General features: G+C 68.8%; 20 protein-coding genes. 14 read left to right on the top strand and 6 right to left on the bottom strand.

All coding sequences use genetic code 11. The features are described 5' to 3' along the window. The first annotated feature begins 5 nt into the window (after positions 1 to 5). The 5 genes from bchJ to idi all read left to right on the top strand — a co-directional run bounded on the left by bchJ (position 6) and on the right by idi (position 4612). Positions 6 to 626, top strand: coding sequence for a bacteriochlorophyll 4-vinyl reductase (gene bchJ, locus CK951_RS10995; protein WP_096786188.1), 621 nt, complete (start codon positions 6 to 8; stop codon positions 624 to 626). Positions 627 to 700: 74 nt separating this feature from the next. Beyond that, a complete protein-coding gene (gene chlG, locus CK951_RS10990; RefSeq protein WP_096786187.1) occupies positions 701 to 1609 on the top strand; it encodes a chlorophyll synthase ChlG in 909 nt (302 codons plus the stop codon). Further along, positions 1606 to 2889, top strand: coding sequence for a BCD family MFS transporter (locus tag CK951_RS10985; RefSeq protein WP_096786186.1), 1284 nt, complete (start codon positions 1606 to 1608; stop codon positions 2887 to 2889). Before chlG ends, CK951_RS10985 begins: the two co-directional genes overlap by 4 nt. 2 nt (positions 2890 to 2891) lie before the next feature. Continuing rightward, on the top strand, positions 2892 to 4076 hold the full coding sequence (locus CK951_RS10980) for a geranylgeranyl diphosphate reductase (RefSeq protein ID WP_096786185.1): 1185 nt from the start codon (positions 2892 to 2894) through the stop codon (positions 4074 to 4076). A gap of 2 nt (positions 4077 to 4078) precedes the next feature. After that, on the top strand, positions 4079 to 4612 hold the full coding sequence (idi, locus tag CK951_RS10975) for an isopentenyl-diphosphate Delta-isomerase (RefSeq protein WP_096787235.1): 534 nt from the start codon (positions 4079 to 4081) through the stop codon (positions 4610 to 4612). Between the two features lie 105 nt (positions 4613 to 4717). Here the strand turns inward: idi and bchO are convergent, their stop codons facing one another. Genes bchO through crtA form a run of 4 tightly spaced genes read right to left on the bottom strand, consistent with a single transcriptional unit; the run spans position 4718 to position 9237 of the window. Next, entirely contained in the window at positions 4718 to 5590 is an 873-nt protein-coding gene (gene bchO / locus CK951_RS10970; RefSeq protein WP_096786184.1) for an alpha/beta fold hydrolase BchO, read from the bottom strand. Between the two features lie 2 nt (positions 5591 to 5592). Beyond that, on the bottom strand, positions 5593 to 7233 hold the full coding sequence (locus CK951_RS10965; RefSeq protein WP_232520610.1) for a magnesium chelatase subunit D: 1641 nt from the start codon (positions 7231 to 7233) through the stop codon (positions 5593 to 5595). Between the two features lie 53 nt (positions 7234 to 7286). Beyond that, positions 7287 to 8291, bottom strand: coding sequence for a magnesium chelatase ATPase subunit I (gene bchI, locus CK951_RS10960; RefSeq protein ID WP_096786183.1), 1005 nt, complete (start codon positions 8289 to 8291; stop codon positions 7287 to 7289). Positions 8292 to 8295: 4 nt separating this feature from the next. Continuing rightward, positions 8296 to 9237 (bottom strand): spheroidene monooxygenase, encoded by a 942-nt coding sequence (crtA, locus tag CK951_RS10955; RefSeq protein WP_096786182.1) that lies wholly within the window; start codon positions 9235 to 9237, stop codon positions 8296 to 8298. Positions 9238 to 9395: 158 nt separating this feature from the next. On the opposite strand from crtA, the gene CK951_RS10950 reads away from it, so the two are divergent. From CK951_RS10950 to CK951_RS10940, 3 genes are read left to right on the top strand one after another with little or no spacing between them, the layout of a single operon-like run. Beyond that, complete coding sequence (locus CK951_RS10950) at positions 9396 to 10952, top strand: phytoene desaturase (RefSeq protein WP_096786181.1); 1557 nt, start codon at positions 9396 to 9398, stop codon at positions 10950 to 10952. Further along, positions 10949 to 12013 carry a 15-cis-phytoene synthase gene (crtB, locus tag CK951_RS10945; protein ID WP_096786180.1) on the top strand — a complete coding sequence of 355 codons (1065 nt, stop codon included), beginning with the start codon at positions 10949 to 10951 and terminating at the stop codon, positions 12011 to 12013. The genes CK951_RS10950 and crtB overlap by 4 nt, the downstream gene beginning before the upstream one ends. Positions 12014 to 12045: 32 nt before the next feature. Then, on the top strand, positions 12046 to 12522 hold the full coding sequence (locus tag CK951_RS10940) for a TspO/MBR family protein (RefSeq protein ID WP_232520730.1): 477 nt from the start codon (positions 12046 to 12048) through the stop codon (positions 12520 to 12522). Positions 12523 to 12626: 104 nt separating this feature from the next. On the opposite strand, the gene crtC is transcribed toward CK951_RS10940, so the two are convergent. Both crtC and crtD read right to left on the bottom strand, forming a co-directional pair. After that, complete coding sequence (gene crtC, locus CK951_RS10935) at positions 12627 to 13499, bottom strand: carotenoid 1,2-hydratase (RefSeq protein WP_096786178.1); 873 nt, start codon at positions 13497 to 13499, stop codon at positions 12627 to 12629. A gap of 41 nt (positions 13500 to 13540) precedes the next feature. Beyond that, entirely contained in the window at positions 13541 to 15022 is a 1482-nt protein-coding gene (gene crtD, locus CK951_RS10930; protein WP_096786177.1) for a 1-hydroxycarotenoid 3,4-desaturase CrtD, read from the bottom strand. Positions 15023 to 15169: 147 nt separating this feature from the next. On the opposite strand from crtD, the gene CK951_RS10925 reads away from it, so the two are divergent. The 6 genes from CK951_RS10925 (at position 15170) to bchZ (ending at position 22357) form a co-directional block, all read left to right on the top strand. Continuing rightward, positions 15170 to 16036, top strand: a complete 867-nt coding sequence (locus CK951_RS10925) for a polyprenyl synthetase family protein (RefSeq protein ID WP_198402344.1) — start codon at positions 15170 to 15172, stop codon at positions 16034 to 16036. Between the two features lie 17 nt (positions 16037 to 16053). Beyond that, positions 16054 to 17193, top strand: coding sequence for a methyltransferase (locus CK951_RS10920; RefSeq protein WP_096786175.1), 1140 nt, complete (start codon positions 16054 to 16056; stop codon positions 17191 to 17193). Positions 17194 to 17346: 153 nt separating this feature from the next. Continuing rightward, entirely contained in the window at positions 17347 to 18303 is a 957-nt protein-coding gene (bchC, locus tag CK951_RS10915; protein ID WP_096786174.1) for a chlorophyll synthesis pathway protein BchC, read from the top strand. After that, positions 18300 to 19301, top strand: a complete 1002-nt coding sequence (locus CK951_RS10910; RefSeq protein ID WP_096786173.1) for a chlorophyllide a reductase iron protein subunit X — start codon at positions 18300 to 18302, stop codon at positions 19299 to 19301. The genes bchC and CK951_RS10910 overlap by 4 nt, the downstream gene beginning before the upstream one ends. A gap of 75 nt (positions 19302 to 19376) precedes the next feature. Then, a complete protein-coding gene (bchY, locus tag CK951_RS10905; protein WP_096786172.1) occupies positions 19377 to 20888 on the top strand; it encodes a chlorophyllide a reductase subunit Y in 1512 nt (503 codons plus the stop codon). Beyond that, positions 20888 to 22357: a chlorophyllide a reductase subunit Z gene (gene bchZ / locus CK951_RS10900; protein ID WP_096786171.1), complete on the top strand. Its 1470-nt coding sequence runs from the start codon at positions 20888 to 20890 to the stop codon at positions 22355 to 22357. Before bchY ends, bchZ begins: the two co-directional genes overlap by 1 nt. The last annotated feature ends 2 nt before the right edge of the window (positions 22358 to 22359 follow it).

The raw sequence follows: 22359 nt of genomic DNA, 5'->3' as shown, positions 1-22359 counted from the left end.
CGCCCATGACCGCGCATGACCAGCGGATCGAGGCCGATCCGGCCAACGTCCACCGGATCGGGCCGAACGCGATCCTCCAGCTCATTCCGGTGCTGGACGGCGCCTTCGGTGCCGGCGCCGCCGACCGGTCCCTCGCCTCGGCGGGGGTGCCCCGGCCGGGGCCCGACTCGGGCATGCTTCCCGAGGTGCAGGTCTCGACGCTGCACCGCTGGCTGCGCGAAACGCATCCGCAGGAGGCCCCCCGCCTCCTGCGCGAGGCGGGACTGGCGACCGGGGACTACATTCTCGCCAACCGCATTCCCGCGCTGGCGCAGAAAGTCATCCGTGCGCTTCCCGCCTTCCTCGGCGCGCGGCTTCTCGCCGCCGCCATCGCCAAGCATTCCTGGACCTTCGCCGGCTCCGGCAAGTTCAGCATCGTCTCGAAACGCCCGCTGTCATTCGAGATTGCGCGGAACCCCGTTGTCGTCGGAGAAAGCTCGGACACCCCGCTGTGCCACTGGCATGCGGCGGTGTTCGAGCGCCTCTTCTCGCGTCTCGTCTGGCCGAACGTGGCCGTGCGCGAGACCCATTGCTGCGCCCAGGGCGCACCCGCCTGCCGGTTCGAACTCCTGCCACGGGGGAACTGATGCGCGATCCTGTCACTGGAGGCCGCGGGCAATCCGCTTGCCCGACTCCCCATCGTCATGATTAGGTGACACACATGAGTGTCAATCTATCCTTACACCCCCGCTCCTATCCCCAGCCGAGCGCCCTGCTCGAGCTGATCCAGCCCATCACCTGGTTCCCGCCGATCTGGGCCTATCTCTGCGGCACCATCTCGGTCGGCATCTGGCCGGGCGAGAAGTGGCCGCTGGTCCTTCTGGGCATGTTCCTCGCCGGGCCGCTGGTCTGCGGCATGAGCCAGGCGGCGAACAACTGGTGCGACCGGCATGTCGATGCCGTGAACGAGCCCGACCGGCCGATCCCCTCGGGCCGCATCCCCGGCCGCTGGGGCCTGTGGATCGCTCTGATCATGTCGGCGGCCTCGCTGGGCGTGGGCTGGGTGCTCGGCCCCTGGGGCTTCGGCGCCACCGTCTTCGGTGTGCTCGCGGCCTGGGCCTATTCGGTCGAGCCGATCCGCCTGAAGCGGTCGGGCTGGTGGGGGCCGGGACTCGTCGCGCTCTGCTACGAGGGCCTGCCCTGGTTCACCGGCGCCGCGGTGCTGTCGGCCGGGGCGCCCAACTTCTTCATCGTGACGTTGGCGCTGCTTTATGCCTTCGGCGCGCATGGCATCATGACGCTCAACGACTTCAAGGCGCTGGAGGGTGACCGCCAGCATGGCGTGCGCTCGCTGCCCGTGGTTCTCGGGCCGGACGTGGCCGCGAAGCTCGCCTGCACCGTCATGGCGCTGGCGCAGATGCTGGTGATCGCGCTTCTGGTGATCTGGGGCAAGCCGATCCACGCTGCCGTCATCGGCGCTCTGCTCATCGCGCAGTTCTTCGCGATGCGCGTGCTGCTGAAGGACCCGAAGGGCAAGGCGCCCTGGTACAACGGCGCGGGCGTCACGCTCTACGTCTCGGGCATGATGGTCTCGGCCTTCGCCATCCGCTCGCTGGAGGTCATGCCGTGACGCTGGGCTGGTTCGGCATCTTCCGGCTCGGCCTCGTGCAGATGAGCCTGGGCGGGATGGTGGTCCTGACCACCTCGACGCTGAACCGGCTCATGGTGGTCGAGCTGGCACTGCCGGCCGTCCTGGCCGGGGTGCTGGTCGCGCTGCATTACGCGGTGCAGATCACCCGGCCGTCCTGGGGCTACCGCTCCGACACCTGCGGAAACCGCACGCGCTGGATCGTGGGCGGCATGGCCGCGCTGGCGCTCGGCGCCTTCTCGGCCGCGGTCGGCGTGGTGACGATGGAAAGCGCGTTCTGGCCCGGCCTCGTGCTGTCCTTCCTGGCCTATCTGCTGATCGGCTTGGGCGCCGGGGCAGGGGGCACGTCGCTGCTGGCGCTTATGGCGACCTGCACGCGGCCCGAGCGGCGCGCGGCGGCCGCCACCATCACCTGGCTGATGATGATCTTCGGCATCGCGGCCACGGCCGGCACGGTGGGCGCACTGCTGGAACCTTATTCGCCTCGCCTCCTGCTGGAAATCGTGGGCGCGGTTTGCCTCGGCGGCTTGGCGCTGACGGTGCTGGCGACTTGGCGGATCGAGCGCGGCCTCGTGGCCGAGGCCGAGCCCGATGCGGCGCCCTTGCTCGAGGGCCTGCGCGAGATCTGGTCCGAGCCGCGCGCCCGCAGCTTCACCTTCTTCGTCTTCCTGTCGATGACCGCCTATTTCATGCAGGAACTGATCCTCGAACCCTACGCCGGCTTCGTCTTCGGCCTGACGCCGGGCCAGTCGACCTCGCTGTCGGGTGCGCAGAACGGCGGCGTGTTCCTGGGGATGCTGGCGGTCGGCATCGGCTCGACCGGGCTCCGGATCGGCAGCCTGCGCTCCTGGGTCGTGGCGGGCTGCCTCGGCTCGGCGCTGTCGCTTGCCGCGATCTCGTTGATCGGGCAGATGAACCTGCCGCTGATCGTGCCGGCCGTCGTGATGATGGGCGTGTTCAACGGCATGTTCGCCGTCTCGGCCATCGGCTCGATGATGCAGCTGGCCGGCGAGGGCCGCCACGCGCGCGAGGGAACCCGCATGGGTCTCTGGGGCGCGGCGCAGGCGGTGGCGGCGGGCTTCGGCGGGCTCGCCGGTGCGGGCGCGGCCGACCTCCTGCGGCTCTGGACAGACATTCCGACTGCCTTCGGCCTCGTCTTCTTCTTCGAGGCCGCCCTGTTCGTCATTTCGGCGCTTATGGCGCTTCGTATCCTGGAAGGCGGGCGTGCGGCGCCTGCCGGACGGCTTGTGCCTGGAGAGTGATCATGGCCTATGATGTCTTCGTTGTGGGTGGCGGCCCGTCGGGCGCCACGGCGGCCGATGAGCTGGCGCGGGCCGGCAAGCGGGTGGCGCTTCTCGACCGTGACGGGCGGATCAAGCCCTGCGGCGGCGCGATCCCGCCGCGGCTGATCGAGGATTTCGATATCCCCGACAGCCAGATCGTGGCGCGCATCCGCACGGCGCGGATGATCTCGCCCACCGGCCGCAAGGTCGACATCCCGATCGAGGGCGGCTTCGTCGGCATGGTGGACCGCGAGCATTTCGACGAATGGCTGCGCCGCCGCGCCGCCAAGTCGGGCGCCGAGCGGCTGACCGGCACCTTCCTTCGCATCGAGCGCGACAGCTTCCACACCTATGTCGTCTGGCGCGAGAAGCTGACGGGCGAGGAGAAGCGGTCCGAGACCAAGCTGGTGATCGGCGCCGATGGCGCGAAGTCCGACGTGGCTCGCGCCGAGGTTCCCGGCGGCGACAAGATTCCGATGGTCATCGCCTATCACGAGATCATCACCCCGCCGAGCGATCCGGGCATCGACTACGATCCCACGCGCTGCGACGTGATCTATGACGGCCGCGTGAGCCCGGACTTCTACGGCTGGATCTTCCCGCACGGCAAGACCGCCTCGGTGGGCATGGGCACCGGCATCCACGGCTTCGACCTGAAGGAGGCGACCGCGCTCCTGCGCAAGCAGGCGGGCCTCGACCAGTGCGAGACCCTCCGCAAGGAAGGCGCGCCGATCCCGCTGCAACCGCTCGACAAGTGGGACAACGGCAAGGATGTGGTGCTGGCCGGCGACGCCGCGGGCGTCGTGGCGCCGTCCTCGGGCGAGGGGATCTATTACGCCTTCGTCGGTGGCCAGGTTGCGGCCAAGGCCGCGCTCGCCTGCCTGAAGTCGGGCCGCGCCAGCGACCTTCAGCTCGCGCGCAAGATGTTCATGGCCGACCACAAGACCGTGTTCAAGGTTCTCCGCTCGATGCAGGATGCCTATTATCGCGACGACGAGCGGCGCGAGCGGTTCGTGAGCCTCTGCCACGACACCGACGTGCAGCGCCTGACCTTCGAGTCCTACATGAACAAGAAACTGACGAGCAAACAGCCCTGGGCCCATATCAAGATCGGGTTCAAGAACGTGATGCACCTGACGCGGCTCGTGTCGCCGCAGTGGACGTGACCATGACCGAAATGGTTCCCGCCTGGGTCGAGGGCCGGCTGATGCCGGTGGAGAAGCTCGAGGCGCACCAGCGCGGGCTTCGTCACATGGCCATATCCGTCTTCGTCATGGCCGGCAATGCGGTGCTGATCCAGCGCCGCGCCGCCGGCAAGTATCACACGCCCGGCCTCTGGGCGAACACCTGCTGCACCCATCCGCGCTGGGGCGAGGAGGCGGCCGATTGTGCCGTCCGTCGCCTGCGCGAGGAACTTGGGATCACCGGTCTCGTCACGGTCTTTGCCGATCGTGTCGAGTATCGCGCCGATGTCGGAGGCGGGCTGATCGAACACGAGGTGGTGGACATCTTCGTGGCCGAGGCACCGGCCGACCTGCATGTCGCGCCCGACCCCGAGGAAGTGTGGGAGACTCGCTGGGTCGATCTGAACGATCTCGCCCGCGAGGTCGAGGAGCATCCCGAGCGCTTCACGCCGTGGCTTCGCATCTATCTGGCCGAGCACATGGAGCGCATCTTCGGCAAGCTCCGCGTGGTGCAATAGGCGGGCGGACGGCCCAGACACCCGAAGGGCGGCCCCGGATGGGCCGCCCTTTTCATTTCACGCTTCGCGAATGGCGCAAGGGGTAGCGGCGTGGTGGACGCCGTCTCAGCCGGACGGGTGAAGCGTCCGATCAAGCCAGGGCAGCAGGATCCCCGCCACCCCTGCCGCATCCTCCTCATGCGCGAGATGGCCGAGCCTGGGCAGTTCGACATACTCGCCGAACGGCATCCGCGCCGCGGCCTCGCGCGAGATGCGGGCCGGCACCGTGCCGTCGCCCGCGGCCGCGATCAGCAGGGTCGGCACGTCGATGGCGGGCAGCTGGCGCTGCAGCTCGTCCAGTCGCCACTGCGCCATCATCGACAGGGTTCCGTCGACATGGACATGGTCGCCGATCAGCGTCGTGTACTGGCGAAGGCCGGCCTCGTCGAGGTCCGAGCCGGTGGAGCCGATCAGCGTCCGCACGCGGCCCTCCACTCCGAAGAGCCGCGCTGCGATCGGCGGCACGAAGGGATTGAGCGCCAGCATCTTGGCGATGATCGGAAACAGCCAGCCCGCCGTGCCCTCGAAATTGCCGAGGGCCGCGTTCAGCCCGACCACCGCGCGGGGCGGCACGGGCAGGATCTGCGCAAGCCGCAGCGCCAGCGCCGCACCGGCCGAGTGGCCGAGGATCACGGTCGGGAACCATTCCTCGGCGGCCGACAGGCGGGCCAGATCCTCCGCCATGGCGTCGAGCGAGAACCGCCGCTGTCCCGCCTTGGTGAAGCCCTGACCCGGCAGGTCGGGGGCGAGGATGCGAAACTTCGGCGTCAGCAGCGGCGCGAGGTTGCGCCACGAGTGGCTCGCCCCGCCAGCGCCGTGCAGCAGCAGAAGGGCAGGGCCGGAGCCCTGGTCGAGGACACACCACTGGTGCGGGGGGCAGTCGATCCGGCGCATCGAACCTCGGCCGGGCCAGTCGGGAGGCATCCGGTCGAGGTCCATGGTCAGTCTCCCATCGCCGCGCCCAGCACCGACGACAGCCGGTGCGCGTCGGCCCTTGGCAGCGCGATGTAGGGAGCGTCGAGCGCCTTCGCGAGGGTCTGGAGCGACGGCTGGGGCCGGTTTGCGGTGTCGATCACGATCGACGGCAGGCCCGAGGCGCGGATCGTGGTGGCGAGCTTCAGCGCATCCTCCTCGGCCTGCGCGCGGTTGGCGCTGCCATCGAGGGCAATGTTGCCGCGGCCATCGGTCAGCAGAGCGATCGTGGGGGTCATCCCGCGCGAGCGTGCCTGCGCCCCCACCGCCAGCGCCAGCCGCAGGCCGTGCGCCAGCGGCGTGCCGCCTCCGCCGGGCAGCCCGGCCAGCCGGCGCTTCGTCTGCACGAGGCTGCGCGTCGGCGGCAGCATCAGTTCCGCGTCGCGGCCCCGGAAGGCCACCAGCGAAACATGGTCCCGCCTCGCATAGGCCTGTCCCAGCAGGAGTTCCACCGCGCCCTTGGCTTCCGAAAGCCGTGCCATGGCCGACGAACCCGAGGCGTCCACCGCAAAGATCAGCACGCGGTCCGAGGTCTCCTTGAACCGCTTGATGCGGATGTCGGAGGAGCGGACCAGCAGGACGGCATCCGACTTCTGCTGCCGGCGGCGCAGCGGCTGCCAGGGGGCGGCCGCGCGCAGGGTGCCGACCAGGTCGATCCGGGCCCCGGTGCCCAGCCGTCCCTGCCGCGAGGGCAGGGGCCGGCCGCGCCGGTTGCCGGTCTTGGCCGAGCCGGTCCCCGAGGCACCGCGCGCCATGCGGGCGGCGCGGCCGGCGGCCAGCTGCTCGAGCAGGTCCGAGGGCAGGGCGGCACGCACGGCCTCGACCAGCATCTCCTCGGGGAACAGCTCTTCGCCCTGCTGCTGCTCCTGCTCGGGCGGCGGCGGCGTGTCGTCCTCGGGCTCGTCCTGCGGAGGCTCGGGCTCGGGTGGGGCTTCCTCGGTCGCGGGCAGGGCGCGATGGGCGAAGACGAGGTCGGCGCCGCGGCGCAGGTCGTCCTCGGTCACCGTCGGATGCCCTTCCCACGCCGCCTGCGCGCGGGCCGCGGCCAGCGCCAGAAGCGGCGCGCGAAGGCTTGCGATCCCGAGTTGCGCGGCAACGCGGGCCAGCGTCTCGCCCGCCTTTGCCGGCGTCGTCACCGTGGCGAGGCGCGCTCGGGCGGCCGCAAGACGCTCGGGGTCGAGGTGGATCTCGCGCGTGTCACCCCAGGGCAGCCCGTCGAGGTCGAGGAACAGTCCCAGACGATCCACGAGGCCCGAGGGCAGCAGTTCGTCGCGTTCGGCGCCCTCGTCCAGCGCGATCAGGCAGTGGCGCGGCACGTCCAGAGCTGTGCCGAGGCGGGCGGCGAGGCCGGGCAGCGCGCGTTCGGCCATGGCGAGAACCAGCGCGGCCGGCTCGTCCAGCACACCCTTCTGGATCACCGGCGCGCCGGAGGCGAGCGTTGCCGCCAGATCCAGCCCGCCGAACAGGGCATCGTCGCCGATCGTGGGATGGATGCGCCGCACGGGCAGCGGCAGCGCGTGAAGCGCCGCCGTGATCCGATCGCGCAGGCCGCTTGCGCGCGCCCGAAGCCAGAGGCCCTTGAGACCCACCGGATCGACCGCGAGAAGCATGAGAGCCGCCTCGACCCGTTCCCAGGGCGTCAGCGGCTCGGGGGCTGACTGTGTCAGGGCAGGACCTCCGCCACGCAGCGCTCGACCCGGGTGACCGAGCCCGCCTCGTCCAGCGGATCGCGCCGCAGACGGTGCGAGAGCGCCATGGTTGCGACCGACCGCAGGTGTTCGCGGCTTACGGTCTCCTTGCCGTCGAAAGCGGCCTGGGCACGTGCGGCGCGCAGCAGCGTCAGTTCGCCCCGCAGGCCGTCCGACCCCAGCGCGATGCAGAGCGCGGCGCAGTCGTGCAGCACCGTGTTCGGCGTCTTGAGGGTCGGCAGCGCCGCCCGAGCGCCCAGGATGCGGCCGCGAAGCTGCATGTCCTCGGCGCCCCACTTCGCCATGAAGGCGTCGTGATCGGCGTCATAGGCGTCGCGGCGGGTGATGACCTCGACGCGGGTGTCGACGTCGCGCGGGCTGCGAACCTCGACCGACAGGCCGAAGCGGTCCAGAAGCTGCGGACGCAGTTCGCCTTCCTCGGGGTTGCCCGAGCCCACCAGCACGAAGCGGGCGGGGTGGCGGATCGACAGGCCCTCGCGCTCGACCACGTTCTCGCCGGACTGCGCCACGTCGAGCAACAGGTCCACGATGTGGTCCTCGAGCAGGTTGACCTCGTCGATATACAGATAGCCACGGTTGGCGCGGGCGAGCAGGCCGGGTTCGAACGCCTTTTCGCCGCGGGTGAGGGCGCGCTCGATGTCGAGCGCGCCCACCACACGGTCCTCCGTCACGCCGAGCGGCAGGTCGACGACGGGCGTCGGCCGTTCGATCAGCGTGGTGGAGGCCACTTGCGCCCATTCCGGGCAATCCTCCGGCCGGGCCGAGTTCACAGGGCAGCCCTCGACCGCCTTGATCATCGGCAACAGGGCCGCGAGCGCACGGACGGCGGTGGACTTGCCGGTGCCGCGATCGCCGAACACCAGCACGCCGCCGATGCCCGGGTCGATCGCAGTGAGCACCATGGCCTGCTTCATCTGCTCCTGACCGACGATGGCCGAGAAGGGGAAGGGTTTTCTCATGTCCTCAAGCGTTCTCTTTGCGGCCGCCCTTGCCGGGCTTGCCCTTGTAGGAGTTGTGCTGCACGGGCTTGGACGCCACGGGCGCCGGCGCGGGTTTCGGAGCCTCGGCCGCCGGCGCGGCGGTGGCCATTGCCGGAGCAGGTTTCGGAGCCTCGACGGCCGGAGCGGGTTTGGGCGCCACGGCAGCCGGAGCCGGCTTCGGAGCCTCGGCACGCTTGAACTGCTTCAGCGCGTCGCCGACAGGATCCTTGCCTTCCCACTTACCAATCGTTCCGGCAATTTTGAAGCGCGCAAAGAGGGCTTCCTTGAACCAGCCTTCCTCGTAGCCCTTCTTGATCGCCTCGGCATGCGCGCCCGACCCGTAAGCGAACTTCACCATCGACTCCGAGTCCGGCCAGACGGAGAAGGTCATCTGCTGCGAGAAGGGGATCTCGCCCATGCCGATCTTGAAGACCACGTTGGCATCTTTGCCAATCATGTGGCTGATCGGGGGTTCGTAGCTCCAGAAGCGCTCGATCTTCCAGAAATTGAGCGTGGCGCGCGTGAGGGCGGCGATAGGCCGCACGTCGTCCGGGTCGACCTCGCCGGGTTGGCCGGGCTTCGTGACGTCGAAGGGCATCGAGTTGTCCCACTTGCCGCGCCCGTTGATCGGGTTCAGCAGGACCGTGTAGCTCTCGTCCGCGATCTCGGCCCACTTCTTGTAGATCGGCGATTCGGCCACTTCCCGACGAGCGGTCTCCTCGTCCTCCCAGACGCCGATCATGCCCCAGACGTTCCAGTTCGGCTTCGGCGTGAAGCCTTCGCCGGTGCCCGAACCAAGCATCTTCCAGAACTTGGCCTTCGGCATGTAGTGCATGCCAAGCTTGTTGGCGACCATCTGGGAGAAAACCCAGAGGCGCTTTTCGGGGGTCGTGAACCGGAAGATACTGAGCGTAACTGTCTGCATGTTCTGTCCTCCTGCAGATGGGGTGGGTGCGATCAAACATCGAACCGTGACGGGCGGACATTAGTCGCGAAGTCGCACCGCCCTCAAGGATCATTGTAAACCTGACTAGACAGTCTATTGTAGGCGGCATGTTGACAGAGCCGTTCAGGAGCCCCGCCATGCCCCCCGTTTCCCCTGCTTCCCATGCCGACCATGCCATCGTGATCGGGTCGGGGCTGGGCGGGCTCTCGGCCGCGATGCGCCTCGGCGCAAAGGGTTGGCGCGTCACGGTGATCGACAAGCTCGACGTCCCCGGCGGGCGCGGTTCGTCCATCACGAAGGACGGCCACCGCTTCGACCTGGGGCCGACCATCGTCACCGTTCCGCAGTCGCTGCGCGATCTCTGGGCCACCTGCGGGCGCGATTTCGACGCCGACGTGACTCTCAAGCCGATAGATCCCTTCTATGAAGTGCGCTGGCCCGACGGGTCGAACTTCACGGTCCGGCAATCGACCGAGGCGATGAAGGCCGAGGTTGCGCGGCTCTCGCCCGGCGACGTGGCGGGCTACGAGAAGTTCCTGAAGGACAGCGAGAAGCGCTACTGGTTCGGCTACGAGAACCTCGGCCGCCGGTCGATGCACGAGCTGTGGGAACTGATCAAGGTGCTGCCCACCTTCGGCTGGCTGCGCGCCGACAAGTCGGTCTACCAGCACGCCGCGATGCGCGTGAAGGACGAACGCCTGCGCATGGCGCTGTCGTTCCACCCGCTGTTCATCGGCGGCGACCCCTTCAACGTCACCTCGATGTACATCCTCGTGAGCCAGCTCGAGAAGGAATACGGGGTCCACTACGCCATCGGCGGCGTGGCGGCCATTGCCGCGGCCATGGCGAAGGTGATCGAGGGGCAGGGCGGCAGCTTCCGCATGAACACGGAAGTGGACGAGATCGTGGTCGAGAACGGCACCGCCACCGGCGTGCGCCTCGCCTCCGGCGAGGTGCTGAAGGCGGGGCTCGTGGTGTCGAACGCGGATGCCGGCCACACCTACATGCGGCTCCTCAGGAACCACAAGCGCAAGCGCTGGACCGATGCGCATGTGAAGAGCCGGCGCTGGTCGATGGGCCTTTTCGTCTGGTACTTCGGTACCAAGGGCACCAAGGGCATGTGGTCGGACGTCGGCCACCACACGATCGTCAACGCCCCGCGCTACAAGGGGCTGGTCGAGGACATCTTCATCAAGGGCAAGCTGGCGAAGGACATGAGCCTTTACATCCACCGGCCCTCGATCACCGATCCGACCGTGGCGCCCGAGGGCGACGATACCTTCTATGCCCTCTCGCCGGTGCCGCATCTGAAGTCGGACAAGCCGGTGGACTGGAAGGCGATGGAGGAGCCCTACCGCAAAAGCGTGCTCGAGGTGCTGGAGCAGTCGATGCCCGGCATCGGCGAGCGCATCACCGCCTCGCTGGTGTTCACGCCCGAAACCTTCCGCGACCGCTACCTCAGCCCATGGGGCGCCGGCTTCTCGATCGAGCCGCGGATCCTGCAATCGGCGTGGTTCCGGCCGCACAACATCTCGGAAGAGGTGAAGAACCTGTTCCTCGTGGGTGCCGGGACGCATCCGGGCGCGGGCGTGCCGGGTGTCATCGGCTCGGCCGAGGTGATGGCAAAACTCGCCCCCGATGCGCCGCGGGCGCGCCGGACGGCCGAACCCGCTGAGAGGCTCGCTGCAGAATGATCGCAACCGCGGACATGGACGCCTGCCGGGAGCTGATCCGGACCGGCTCCTATTCCTTCCACGCCGCCTCCCGGCTGCTGCCCGAGGCGGTGCGTGCGCCGTCGCTGGCGCTTTACGCCTTCTGCCGGGTGGCGGATGACGAGGTGGACGAAGCGGTGAACGAGGGCCAGCAGGAGGATGCCGAGGCCAAGCGCCGCGCCGTCCTGAACCTGCGGGACCGGCTGGATCTGGTCTATGCCGGCCGGCCGAAGAACGCGCCCGCCGACCGCGCCTTCGCCGCGGTGGTCGAGGAATTCGAGATGCCGCGGGCGCTGCCCGAGGCGCTGCTCGAGGGCCTGGCCTGGGATGCGGTCGGGCGAACCTACGACACCTTCTCGGGCGTGCTCGACTATTCGGCGCGGGTGGCGGCCGCGGTGGGGGCGATGATGTGCGTGCTGATGCGCGTGCGCGACCCCGACGTGCTGGCGCGGGCCTGCGATCTGGGTCTTGCGATGCAGCTGACCAACATCGCCCGCGACGTGGGCACCGACGCGCGTTCCGGCCGGATCTACCTGCCGCGCGACTGGATGGAGGAGGCGGGGCTGCCGTTCGAGGAGTTCCTTGCCAATCCCGTGCCCGACGACCGCATCCGGGGCGTGACGAAGCGGCTGCTGCGGGCGGCCGACCGACTTTACTACCGGTCGGAATCCGGCGTCTGTGGCCTGCCGCTGGCCTGCCGGCCCGGCATCTATGCCGCGCGCCACATCTATGCCGCCATCGGGGCCGAGATCGCCCGGAACGGCTATGACAGCGTGACCCGCCGCGCCTATACCAACAAGCGGCAGAAGTTGATCTGGCTTGCGCTGTCGGCGACCCGTGCGGCCCTGTCGCCCGTGGGTCCCGGCTGCGCCACCCTTCACGCCGCCCCCGAGCCCGAGGTCGCCTTCCTCGTCAACGCCGCGGCGCGGGCGAAGCCGCAGCGCGGGCGCTCCGACGCGCTGATCGCGGTTCTTGCGCAACTCGAGGCGCAGGACCGTCTGGTCGCGCGGCAAAGAATGGGGAACCGGGCCAACCCGATCTAGGTTCTCGTGCAGGTAGATCCGGAGTAACGATGATGAACATGGACTGGGCTCTTTTCCTCACCTTCCTCGCCGCCTGCGGCGCGCCCGCGACGACGGGGGCGCTGATGAAGCCCGACGAATGGTATGACAACCTGAACAAGCCATGGTGGAACCCGCCCCGCTGGGTTTTTCCGCTGGCCTGGACGTCGCTCTATTTCCTGATGAGCCTTGCCGCGATGCGCGTGGCGCAGATCGACGGTTCGGGACAGGCGCTGGCCTTCTATGCCGCGCAACTCGCCTTCAACACGCTCTGGACGCCGGTCTTCTTCGGGCTGAAGCGCATGGCGACGGCGCTGGCTGTCGTGGCGATCATGTGGTTCTTCGTGGCCGCGACGATGTGGAGCTTCTTCCAGCTCGATACCTGGGCCGGGGTGCTGTTCATCCCCTATCTGATCTGGGCGACCGCGGCGACCGGCCTGAACCTCGAGGCGGTGCGCCTGAACTGGGCCCGGCCCGAAGCGCGGGCCTGACCAACCCCTCTTGTGACCCAGTGGCGGCGCCTTCGGGCGCCGTCCGCATTTTTCAGATCCCGAAGGCTCTGCCCGGCCCCTCAGCCGGGCAGTAGGTCAGGGCCTCAGTTGCCGAAACGCCACTTCGCCCGGCGCGGCACCCGCACCGCCAGCATCGGCATGAGCAGCGGCCACGAGAACCGCCGAAGGTCCAGCGCCTCGTGCACACCCACCGTCTTCTGGCCGAACACCGTGGTCTCGACCATCGAACGCGAGTAGAACGGCGCATCCAGCATCGACATCACCTGTCGCGGCTTCGTGCCCGGGTCGGCCGGCGTGTGACGCTCGACGAACCAGCCCGAGCGGGCGAAGCGGGCAGGGGGCGGCGGCTCGATCATCCGCGCTCGACCGTCCGAGGTGACATGCAGCCCGATCTCGAGCCGTGAGCCGTCCTTGCGGATGGCGTCGTAGAAACAGGCCGCGCCGTCGGCGACCGGATAGCGGCCCCATGTCCAGAACCGGAAATCGGCCTCCAGCGCCGCGGTGCCGAAATTCGCGTCGAAATAGCCATGGCCTTGCCAGCGGTGGCCCTGGGTCAGGTCCACATCGATCCGGGCGGTGGGCGAGAAGGGGCGCCAGATGTGCGAGCCCTCCTCGGTCAGCGCGACCTCGACGTCGGTCATTCCGGCGGGCGTCAGCACGATCCGCCCCTTGACCGGCGACACCACCGGCGGTGCCGAGACCTCGTTCACCTCGACGATAAGCTGCGTCCCCGTCCAGTGGATCCGGCTGGGCCCGACCGTCAGCGTGTCATTCGACTGCCGGAGCGCCGAGCGGCCGCGGTCGGTCATGGTGAAGCGGCCGCCGGGTCCGTAGGTCGCGACGTTGATGCAGCAGTGGTTCTGCGGCTCGCGTCGGCCCGACCAGCGATACCACGGCGAGAAGACCGAGCCGATGAAACCGATGACCGACAGTGCCTTGGTGCCATCGTCCGACACGCCGTCGAGATACCACCAGGCATAGCCGTAGGGATCGACCTTCAGCGAGAAGCAAGGTCCTTCAGAATCGCCTCGGCCGCGTGCCGGCCGGAGAGGGCCGCCATCGGCACTCCCGCCCCCGGATGCGCCCCGCCCCCCGCGAGCCACAGCCCCGGCAGCGCCGTCCGGGCCGTGGGCCGTTTCATCGAGGCCAGCGCCCCGTGCGGGCTCAGCCCGTAGATCGAGCCCTGCGAGCCCGGGAAGAGCTTCGCGAAGCCCGAGGGCTGCGTCAGGCCCTCCTCGCCCGGCACCGGGTCGAAGGTCAGGCCGAACTGTCTCAATCGGTCGAAGGTTCGGCTGCGGCATTGGGCGTAATCCTCGGGTTGCCAGGGCCGGCCGGGCGGCCCGTTCATGATGATCTCGAACCGCTCGGGGCCGTCGGGCACCTGCCCGGCCGAGCGGTCCTCGGCACAGATGTAGAGCGTCGCGTCCTCGGGCATCTCGCCGGCGGCGATCGGCCCGAACTCGCGCGCCGGATCGTCGGCGAAGAACACGTTGTGATGGACCAGCGGCTGGCCGGTGGCGCGGGCGGCATAGGACCAGACCCAGGCCGAGAGGCTGCGGGGATGAACCGAGGCCTCGGGCACGACTTCCTTGGGCCCGTCGCCGAGGTAACCCGCCAGAAGCGCCGCCGGATCCCCGTTGAAGACGATATGATCGGCGGCAAGCGAATGCCCGTCGGCCAGCTGTACGCCCGTCGCGCGCCCGCCCTGCCGCAGGATGCGCGTGACCGGGCTGTTGAGGCGCAGGGTCACGCCCTGCCGCTCCGCCAGGGCGGCGAGCGCCGCGGCCAGCCGGTGCATGCCGCCTTCCACGGCCCAGACGCCCTGCGCCTCGGCGGCCCAGATCAGCGCGAGCACGCCGGGCGAGCGGTCGGGCGTCCCGCCGACATAGGTGGCATAGCGGCCGAACAGTTGGCGCAGACGCCGGTCGCGGAAATGCAGCGCCAGCAGCCGCTGGAGCGTCATGCCGGGCAACAGGGCCGGCCAGATCCTCGGATCCTTCCCGGCGGCCAGCGCGATGGCCCGGCGGTCCGGTCGAGCGGCCCGCATCATCGGCAGGTCGAAAGCGTCATAAAGCCGCGCCGAGAGGTCATGGAACCGCCGGAAGGCCGCGGCCTCGCGTGCGCCGGCGAAGCTCGCGACCGCCTCGACGTTGCTTTCGAGGTCGGTGGTCAGGTCCAGCGTGCTGCCGTCGGACCACCAGTGCCGGGCCAGAAGCGGCTGCGGAACCAGGTTCAGGTGATGATCGACCTTCTCGCCGCAAGTCTCGAAAAGATCATCGAAAACACTGCGCAGCGTCAGGACCGTCGGGCCGGCGTCCACCGGCCCCGCAACGCTCGGGATGGTCCGCATCCGGCCGCCCGGGGCATCCCGCGCCTCCAGCAGCGTCACGTCGAGCCCCGCCCTCGCGAGCCGGATGGCGGAGGCGAGCCCACCCATGCCGGCACCCACAACAATGACCTTGGCAACCTTTTGTCTCATGTCCGGAATTGTTGACACCTCGGTGCAGGCTGTCCAGTATGAATGACATGAAGGTGTAAGAAAAAATTGACACCTGTGGAGTCGGCGGCACGGTGGCCGCCCGGCGCGCGCGGGAAGCGCGCGCACGCGACCGCTGAGAGGCATATCATGGCGTTTGACAAGCGGATAGAGGCGGCTATGGCGGCGGCCATCGCGCGGGGACAGGGCTCGGAGGCTCCCTCGCGTCTGGCGAGCGCGCTCGAATATGCAGTGACCCCGGGCGGCGCGCGCATCCGGCCGACGCTGCTGCTGAGCGTCGCCACCGCCTGCGGCGACGACCGTCCGGAACTCTCGGATGCGGCTGCCGTGGCGCTGGAGCTGATGCATTGCGCCAGCCTCGTCCACGACGACCTTCCCTGCTTCGACGATGCCGAGATCCGCCGCGGCAAGCCGACGATCCACCGCGCCTACAACGAGCCGCTGGCGATCCTGACCGGCGACAGCCTGATCATCATGGCCTTCGAGGTGCTCTCGCGCGCCGCGGGCTCTGATCCGAAGCGCGCGGTGCAACTGATCACGGCGCTTGCCGTCCGCAGCGGGATGCCGATGGGCATCTGCGCCGGGCAGGGCTGGGAGAGCGAGAGCCAGATCAACCTCTCGGCCTATCATCGGGCCAAGACGGGCGCGCTCTTCATCGCGGCGACCCAGATGGGCGCCGCCGCGGCGGGCTACGAGCCCGAGCCGTGGGAGGAACTCGGCTCGCGCATCGGCGAGGCCTTCCAGGTGGCCGACGACCTGCGCGACGCGCTCTGCGACGCCGAGACGCTGGGCAAGCCGGCAGGGCAGGACGAGATCCACCACCGGCCGAACGCGGTGCGCGAATATGGCGTCGACGGCGCGATGAAGCGGCTGAAGGACATCCTCGGCGGCGCGATCGCCTCGATCCCGTCCTGCCCGGGCGAGGCGATGCTGGCCGAGATGGTCCGCCGCTACGCCGAGAAGATCATCCCGGCTCAGGCCGCGAGCCGCGTCTGAAAGGACGGACCCCTGACATGAGCGCTCTCAGACCTCCCGCCCGCGGGGGGCTTGGCCTCTCCCGACTCGGGCTCCGGCTTGCCGGCTCGCGCCGCTTCCAGATCATTGCCGAACGCATCCCGCTGCTGCGCCGCATCGGCCGCCGCGAGGGCGACGCGCTGTTCGACATCGTGGCGGGCTTCGTGCATTCGCAGGTGCTCTATGCGCTGGTCGAGTTGCGCGTGCTGCACATGGTGCACGACGGGCCGCAGACCGTGCAGGCGCTGGCGGCCCGGACCGGCCTCAGCCCCGAGCGGATGCAGTTGCTGCTGCAAGGCGGGGCGGCGCTGAAGCTTCTGAAGCGCTGCCGCGACGGGCGCTTCGATCTGGCGGTGCGCGGCGCGGCCTTCCTTGCTGTTCCGGGGCTCGAGGCGATGGTCGGGCATCACCATGTGCTCTACCGCGACCTTGCCGATCCGGTGGCCTTCCTGAAGGGCGAGACCGATCCGGAACTCGCCCGCTTCTGGCCCTATGTCTTCGGCGCGGCAGGGGCCGTCGATGCGGAGGTGACGGCGAAATACTCGCTGCTGATGACGGAAAGCCAGGGTCTGGTGGCCGAGGACACGCTGCGCCTCGTGGATCTGATGGGCGTCAAGCGGCTGATGGACGTGGGCGGCGGCACCGGGGCATTCCTTGCCGCCGTGGGCCGTGCCTATCCGCTGATGGAACTGATGCTGTTCGATCTGCCGATCGTCGTGGCCGCCGCACCCGAGAGGCTGGCCGCGGCCGGGCTGGGTGGCCGCTTCACCGTGCACGGCGGCAGTTTCCGCGACGATCCGCTGCCGCTCGGTGCCGATGCGATCAGCCTTGTCCGCGTCCTGTTCGACCATTCCGACGAGACGGTGAAGCTGCTGCTGTCCAGGGTTTTCGCGGCGCTGCCTCCGGACGGGCGGGTCATCATCGCCGAGCCGATGTCGGGGGGCGCGGTCCCGCACCGCGAGACCGACACCTACATGGCCTTCTACACCGCCGCGATGAAGACCGGCCGCACGCGTTCGGCGGCGGAGATTGGCGAACTTCTCTCGGCGCAAGGTTTCACCGGGATCAAGGTCTTCCCCGGCTTCCGGCCCTATGTCGCAAGCGCCGTCACCGCGGTCCGCCCCTCTGTGCCGGGCTGACCCACCCGCGAGGTGCAATTCGGACGCAGGGGATGAGTGTCCAATTAAGTTGACACCCATTGATGTCCCATTAAAGTTACACCTGAAGCGTCGATATAGGCTGTCCGAGTCCCCGACGGGCGGGGCCGCCTGAAGAGCGCGGGGGAAAACGCTGTGAGAACGACCGCCGTCATCCTGTCGGGTCCAAGGGATCTTGGCCTGCAATCCGTCCAGCTGAACGAGCCCGCACCGGGCGACATCGTTGTCGAGATTACCCATTCGGGAATTTCGACCGGCACGGAAAAGCTGTTCTACACCGGGCAGATGCCGCCCTTCCCGGGCATGGGCTATCCGCTGGTTCCGGGCTACGAGGCCGCGGGCGAAGTGGTCGAGGCCGCCCCCGACACCGGCTTCCGCCCCGGCGACCGGGTCTTCGTGCCGGGCTCGAACTGCTTCGCGCCCACCGAGGCGGGCCCGATCCGCGGCCTGTTCGGTGCCGCGACCAAGCGGCTGGTCACGCCCGCGCACCGCGCCGTGCGCATCGATCCCGCGCTGGAGGCCGAGGGCGCGCTGCTCGCCCTGGCGGCCACGGCGCGCCATGCACTTGCCGGGCTGAACAACGTGCTGCCCGACCTGATCGTGGGTCACGGCACGCTGGGGCGCCTCCTCGCGCGGCTGACCATCGCCGCCGGGGGCGAGCCGCCGGTGGTCTGGGAGACGAAGGCCGAACGGCGCAAGCATGCCATCGGTTATGAGGTGATCGACCCCGCGACCGACCAGCGCCGCGACTACCGCTCGATCTACGATGCCTCGGGCGATCCGAAGCTCATCGACACGCTGGTGATGCGGCTGGCCAAGGGCGGCGAGATCGTGCTGGCCGGCTTCTACACCGAACCCGTCGCCTTCACCTTCGTGCCCGCCTTCATGAAGGAGGCGCGCATCCGTATCGCTGCCGAATGGCAGCCCGAGGACATGGTGGCCACCCGCGCGCTGATCGAGAGCGGGGCGCTTTCGCTTGCCAACCTGATCACCCACACCCGACCCGCGTCGGAGGCGCCGGAGGCCTATGCGACGGCCTTCAACGACCCCGACTGCCTGAAGATGATCCTGGACTGGAGGGCCACCGCATGACGGACGCACCCAACCTGAAGGCGTTCGACCAGCGCCTCCGCGACGAGGCGGCGGAAGAGCCGACGCTGGAAATCCCGCAGGGCGAGCCGAAGAAGAAGACGCAGGTCATCGCGATCTACGGCAAGGGCGGCATCGGCAAGTCCTTCACGCTTGCGAACCTCAGCTACATGATGGCCCAGCTGGGCAAGCGCGTGCTGCTGATCGGCTGCGACCCGAAGTCGGACACCACCTCGCTGCTGTTCGGCGGCAAGGCCTGCCCGACGATCATCGAGACCTCGGCCAAGAAGAAGCTGGCCGGGGAAGAGGTGAAGATCGGCGACGTCTGCTTCAAGCGTGGCGGCGTCTTCGCGATGGAACTGGGCGGGCCGGAAGTGGGCCGCGGCTGCGGCGGGCGCGGCATCATCCACGGCTTCGAGCTGCTGGAGAAACTCGGCTTCCATGACTGGGACTTCGACTACGTGCTGCTCGATTTCCTCGGCGACGTGGTCTGCGGCGGCTTCGGCCTGCCGATCGCCCGCGACATGGCGCAGAAGGTGATCCTCGTGGGGTCGAACGACCTCCAGTCGCTTTACGTGACCAACAACGTCTGCTCGGCGGTGGAATATTTCCGCAAGATGGGCGGCAACGTGGGCGTCGCGGGCCTTGTCATCAACAAGGACGACGGCACGGGCGAGGCGCAAGCCTTCGCCAAGGCGGTCGACATCCCGATCCTCGCCACCATCCCGGCGGATGAGGAACTGCGGCGGAAGTCGGCGAACTACCAGATCGTGGCGATCCCGGACACCAAGTGGGGTCCGCTGTTCGAGGGGCTGGCCAATGCCGTGGGCGAGGCGCCGCCGATCCGACCGAAGCCGCTGACGCAGGACGGGCTGCTCGACCTCTTCACGCCCGAGGCGGTCGGCGCCGACTTCGTGCTTGATCCCGCGACCGACGAGGACATGCGCGGCAAGAACTTCGTGCCGAAGAAGTCGCTGGAAGTGGTCTACGACGATGCTTGACCTGGCCGCACTCGCCCGCCTCGACGAGGCGCTCCAGCAATTCGCGAAGCGCGAAAAACGCGCGACGAGGACGAAATGACGGACTCCGCCGAAGGGGGCGCCGCCGCGGCGCCCGAAGCGATGGGCTGCCATTCGGCGGCCGGGATGGCGGCCGCCGCAAGCGCCGCAGGAAATGCCGATCTGATGGAGCGCTTCAGGGCCGACTATCCTGTCGGTCCGCACGACAAGCCGCAAAGCATGTGCCCGGCCTTCGGCTCGCTCCGCACCGGGCTTCGGATGCGGCGGGTGGGCACGATCATCTCGGGTTCGGCCTGCTGCACCTACGGCCTTTCCTTCGTGTCGCACTTCTACGGCGCGCGGCGCTCGATCGGCTACGTGCCGTTCAACTCCGAGTCGCTGGTGACCGGCAAGCTCTTCGAGGACATCCGCGAGGCCGTCCACGAGATGGCCGACCCCGAGCGCTATGACGCGATCGTGGTGACGAACCTCTGCGTGCCGACCGCCTCCGGGGTGCCGCTGCGGCTGTTGCCCAGCGAGATCAACGGGGTGCGGATCGTGGGCATCGACGTGCCGGGCTTTGGCGTGCCGACTCATGCTGAGGCGAAGGATGTCCTCGCCGGCGCCATGCTCAAATATGCCCGCGCCGAGGCCGAGGCCGGCCCGGTGCAGGCGCCCGTCTCGGGCCGGTCCGACCGGCCGACCGTGGCGCTGCTGGGCGAGATGTTCCCGGCCGACCCGGTGATGATCGGCGCGCTTCTGGCGCCGCTGGGTCTGGCTGCCGGTCCCGTGGTGCCCTGCCGCGACTGGCGCGAGCTTTACGCCGCGCTCGACAGCGGCGTGGCCGCGGCGATCCACCCGTTCTACACCGCCTCGGTGCGCGAGTTCGAGGCCGCCGGCCGCGCCATCGTGGGCTCTGCCCCGGTCGGGCATGACGGCACCGCCGACTGGCTGGCCAACATCGGCCGGGCCTATGGCATCGCGCCCGAACGGGTGGCTGCCGCGCAGAACGCCTTCCTGCCCGCGATCCGGGGCGCGCTGGCCGGCGCGCCGATCAAGGGGCGGATCACGCTGTCGGGCTACGAGGGCTCGGAGCTGATCGTCGCGCGCCTGCTGATCGAAAGCGGCGCCGAGGTTCCCTACGTCGGCACTGCCGCGGGCAAGACCCCGTGGTCGGCGGCCGACCGGGAATGGCTGGAGTCGAAGGGGGTCGTGGTGAAATACCGCGCCTCGCTCGAGGATGACCTTGCCGCCATGGAGGGCTTCGAGCCCGACCTCGCCGTCGGCACGACCCCGGTGGTGCAGAAGGCCAAGTCGCTGGGCATCCCCTCGCTCTATTTCACCAACCTGATCTCGGCGCGGCCGCTGATGGGGCCGGCAGGGGCGGGCAGTCTTGCACAGGTGATCAACGCCGCCATCGGCAACCGCGCGCGCATGGCGAAGATGAAGGCCTTCTTCGCCGGCGTGGGCGAGGGCGACACCGCAGGCATCTGGGAGGGCTCTCCCAACCTGCGGCCGGACTTCCGCGCCGCCCACCAGAAGAAGCTCGAGAAGGCCGCCAGGGCCGCCAAGTCCGAGGAGATGATCTGATGCTCGTGCAGGATCATGACAGGGCAGGGGGCTACTGGGGCGCCGTCTATGCCTTCTGTGCGGTGAAGGGGCTTCAGGTGGTGATCGACGGCCCGGTGGGCTGCGAGAACCTGCCGGTGACCTCGGTGCTGCACTACACCGACGCGCTGCCGCCGCACGAGCTGCCCATCGTGGTGACCGGTCTCGGCGAGACCGAGATGAGCGAGGGCACCGAGGCCTCGATGAGTCGCGCCTGGAAGGTGCTCGACCCGGCGCTTCCGGCGGTGGTGGTCACGGGCTCGATCGCCGAGATGATCGGCGGCGGCGTGACGCCGCAGGGCACGAACATCCAGCGCTTCCTGCCGCGGACCATCGACGAGGATCAGTGGGAATGCGCCGACCGCGCGATGACCTGGATCTTCACCGAGTTCGGGATGACCAAGGGCCGCATGCCGCCCGAGGCCAAGCGCCCCGAGGGGGCGAAGCCGCGGGTGAACATCCTCGGGCCGATGTATGGCGTCTTCAACATGGCGTCCGACCTGCACGAGATTCGCCGGCTGGTCGAGGGGATCGGTGCCGAAGTGAACATGGTGATGCCGCTGGGAGCGCATCTGGCCGAGATGCGACACTTGGTCAATGCCGACGCCAACATCGTCATGTATCGCGAATTCGGCCGCGGTCTGGCCGAGGTGCTGGGCAAACCCTACCTCCAGGCCCCCATCGGGGTGGAGAGCACGACCGCCTTCCTGCGGTCGCTGGGCGAGATTCTCGGCCTTGATCCCGAACCCTTCATCGAGCGCGAGAAGCACTCGACCCTGAAGCCGGTCTGGGATCTGTGGCGGAGTGTCACGCAGGATTTCTTCGGGACGGCCAACTTCGGCATCGTGGCGACCGAAACTTATGCACGAGGGGTAAGAAACTACCTCGAAGGCGATCTCGGGCTGCCCTGTGCCTTTGCCGTGGCGCGCAAGAGGGGCACGAAAACGGACAATGACTCCGTTCGTGCGCTGATCCGCCAGCATCGGCCGCTCGTGATGATGGGCTCGATCAACGAGAAGATCTACCTGGCCGAGCTGAAGGCCGGGCACGGCCCGCAACCCTCTTTCATTGCAGCCTCTTTCCCGGGTGCGGCGATCCGGCGCGCTACCGGAACGCCCGTTATGGGATATGCAGGTGCTACGTGGTTACTGCAGGAAGTTTGTAACGCCCTGTTCGACGCCCTGTTCCACATCCTGCCCCTCGGGACGGAGCTGGACAGTGCGGCTGCCACACCGACAACACTGCGCCGCGACTTCCCTTGGGATGCCGATGCGCAAGCGGCCCTGGACCGCATCGTAGAGGAGCATCCGGTTCTGACCCGGATCAGCGCCGCGCGGGCTTTGCGCGACGCCGCCGAAAAGGCTGCCCTCGATGCCGGAGCGGAACGGGTCGTGAGAGAGACGGTCGAAGCCCTGCGTGGGCCGGGCTTCGGGACGAAGAAGGGGGAATGAAG

The organism is Rhodobacter sp. CZR27 (assembly GCF_002407205.1).
GTDB lineage: Bacteria > Pseudomonadota > Alphaproteobacteria > Rhodobacterales > Rhodobacteraceae > Cereibacter_A.
Note: the sequence above shows the minus strand (reverse complement) of the source record. Positions and strands in the feature narration are given on the sequence as shown.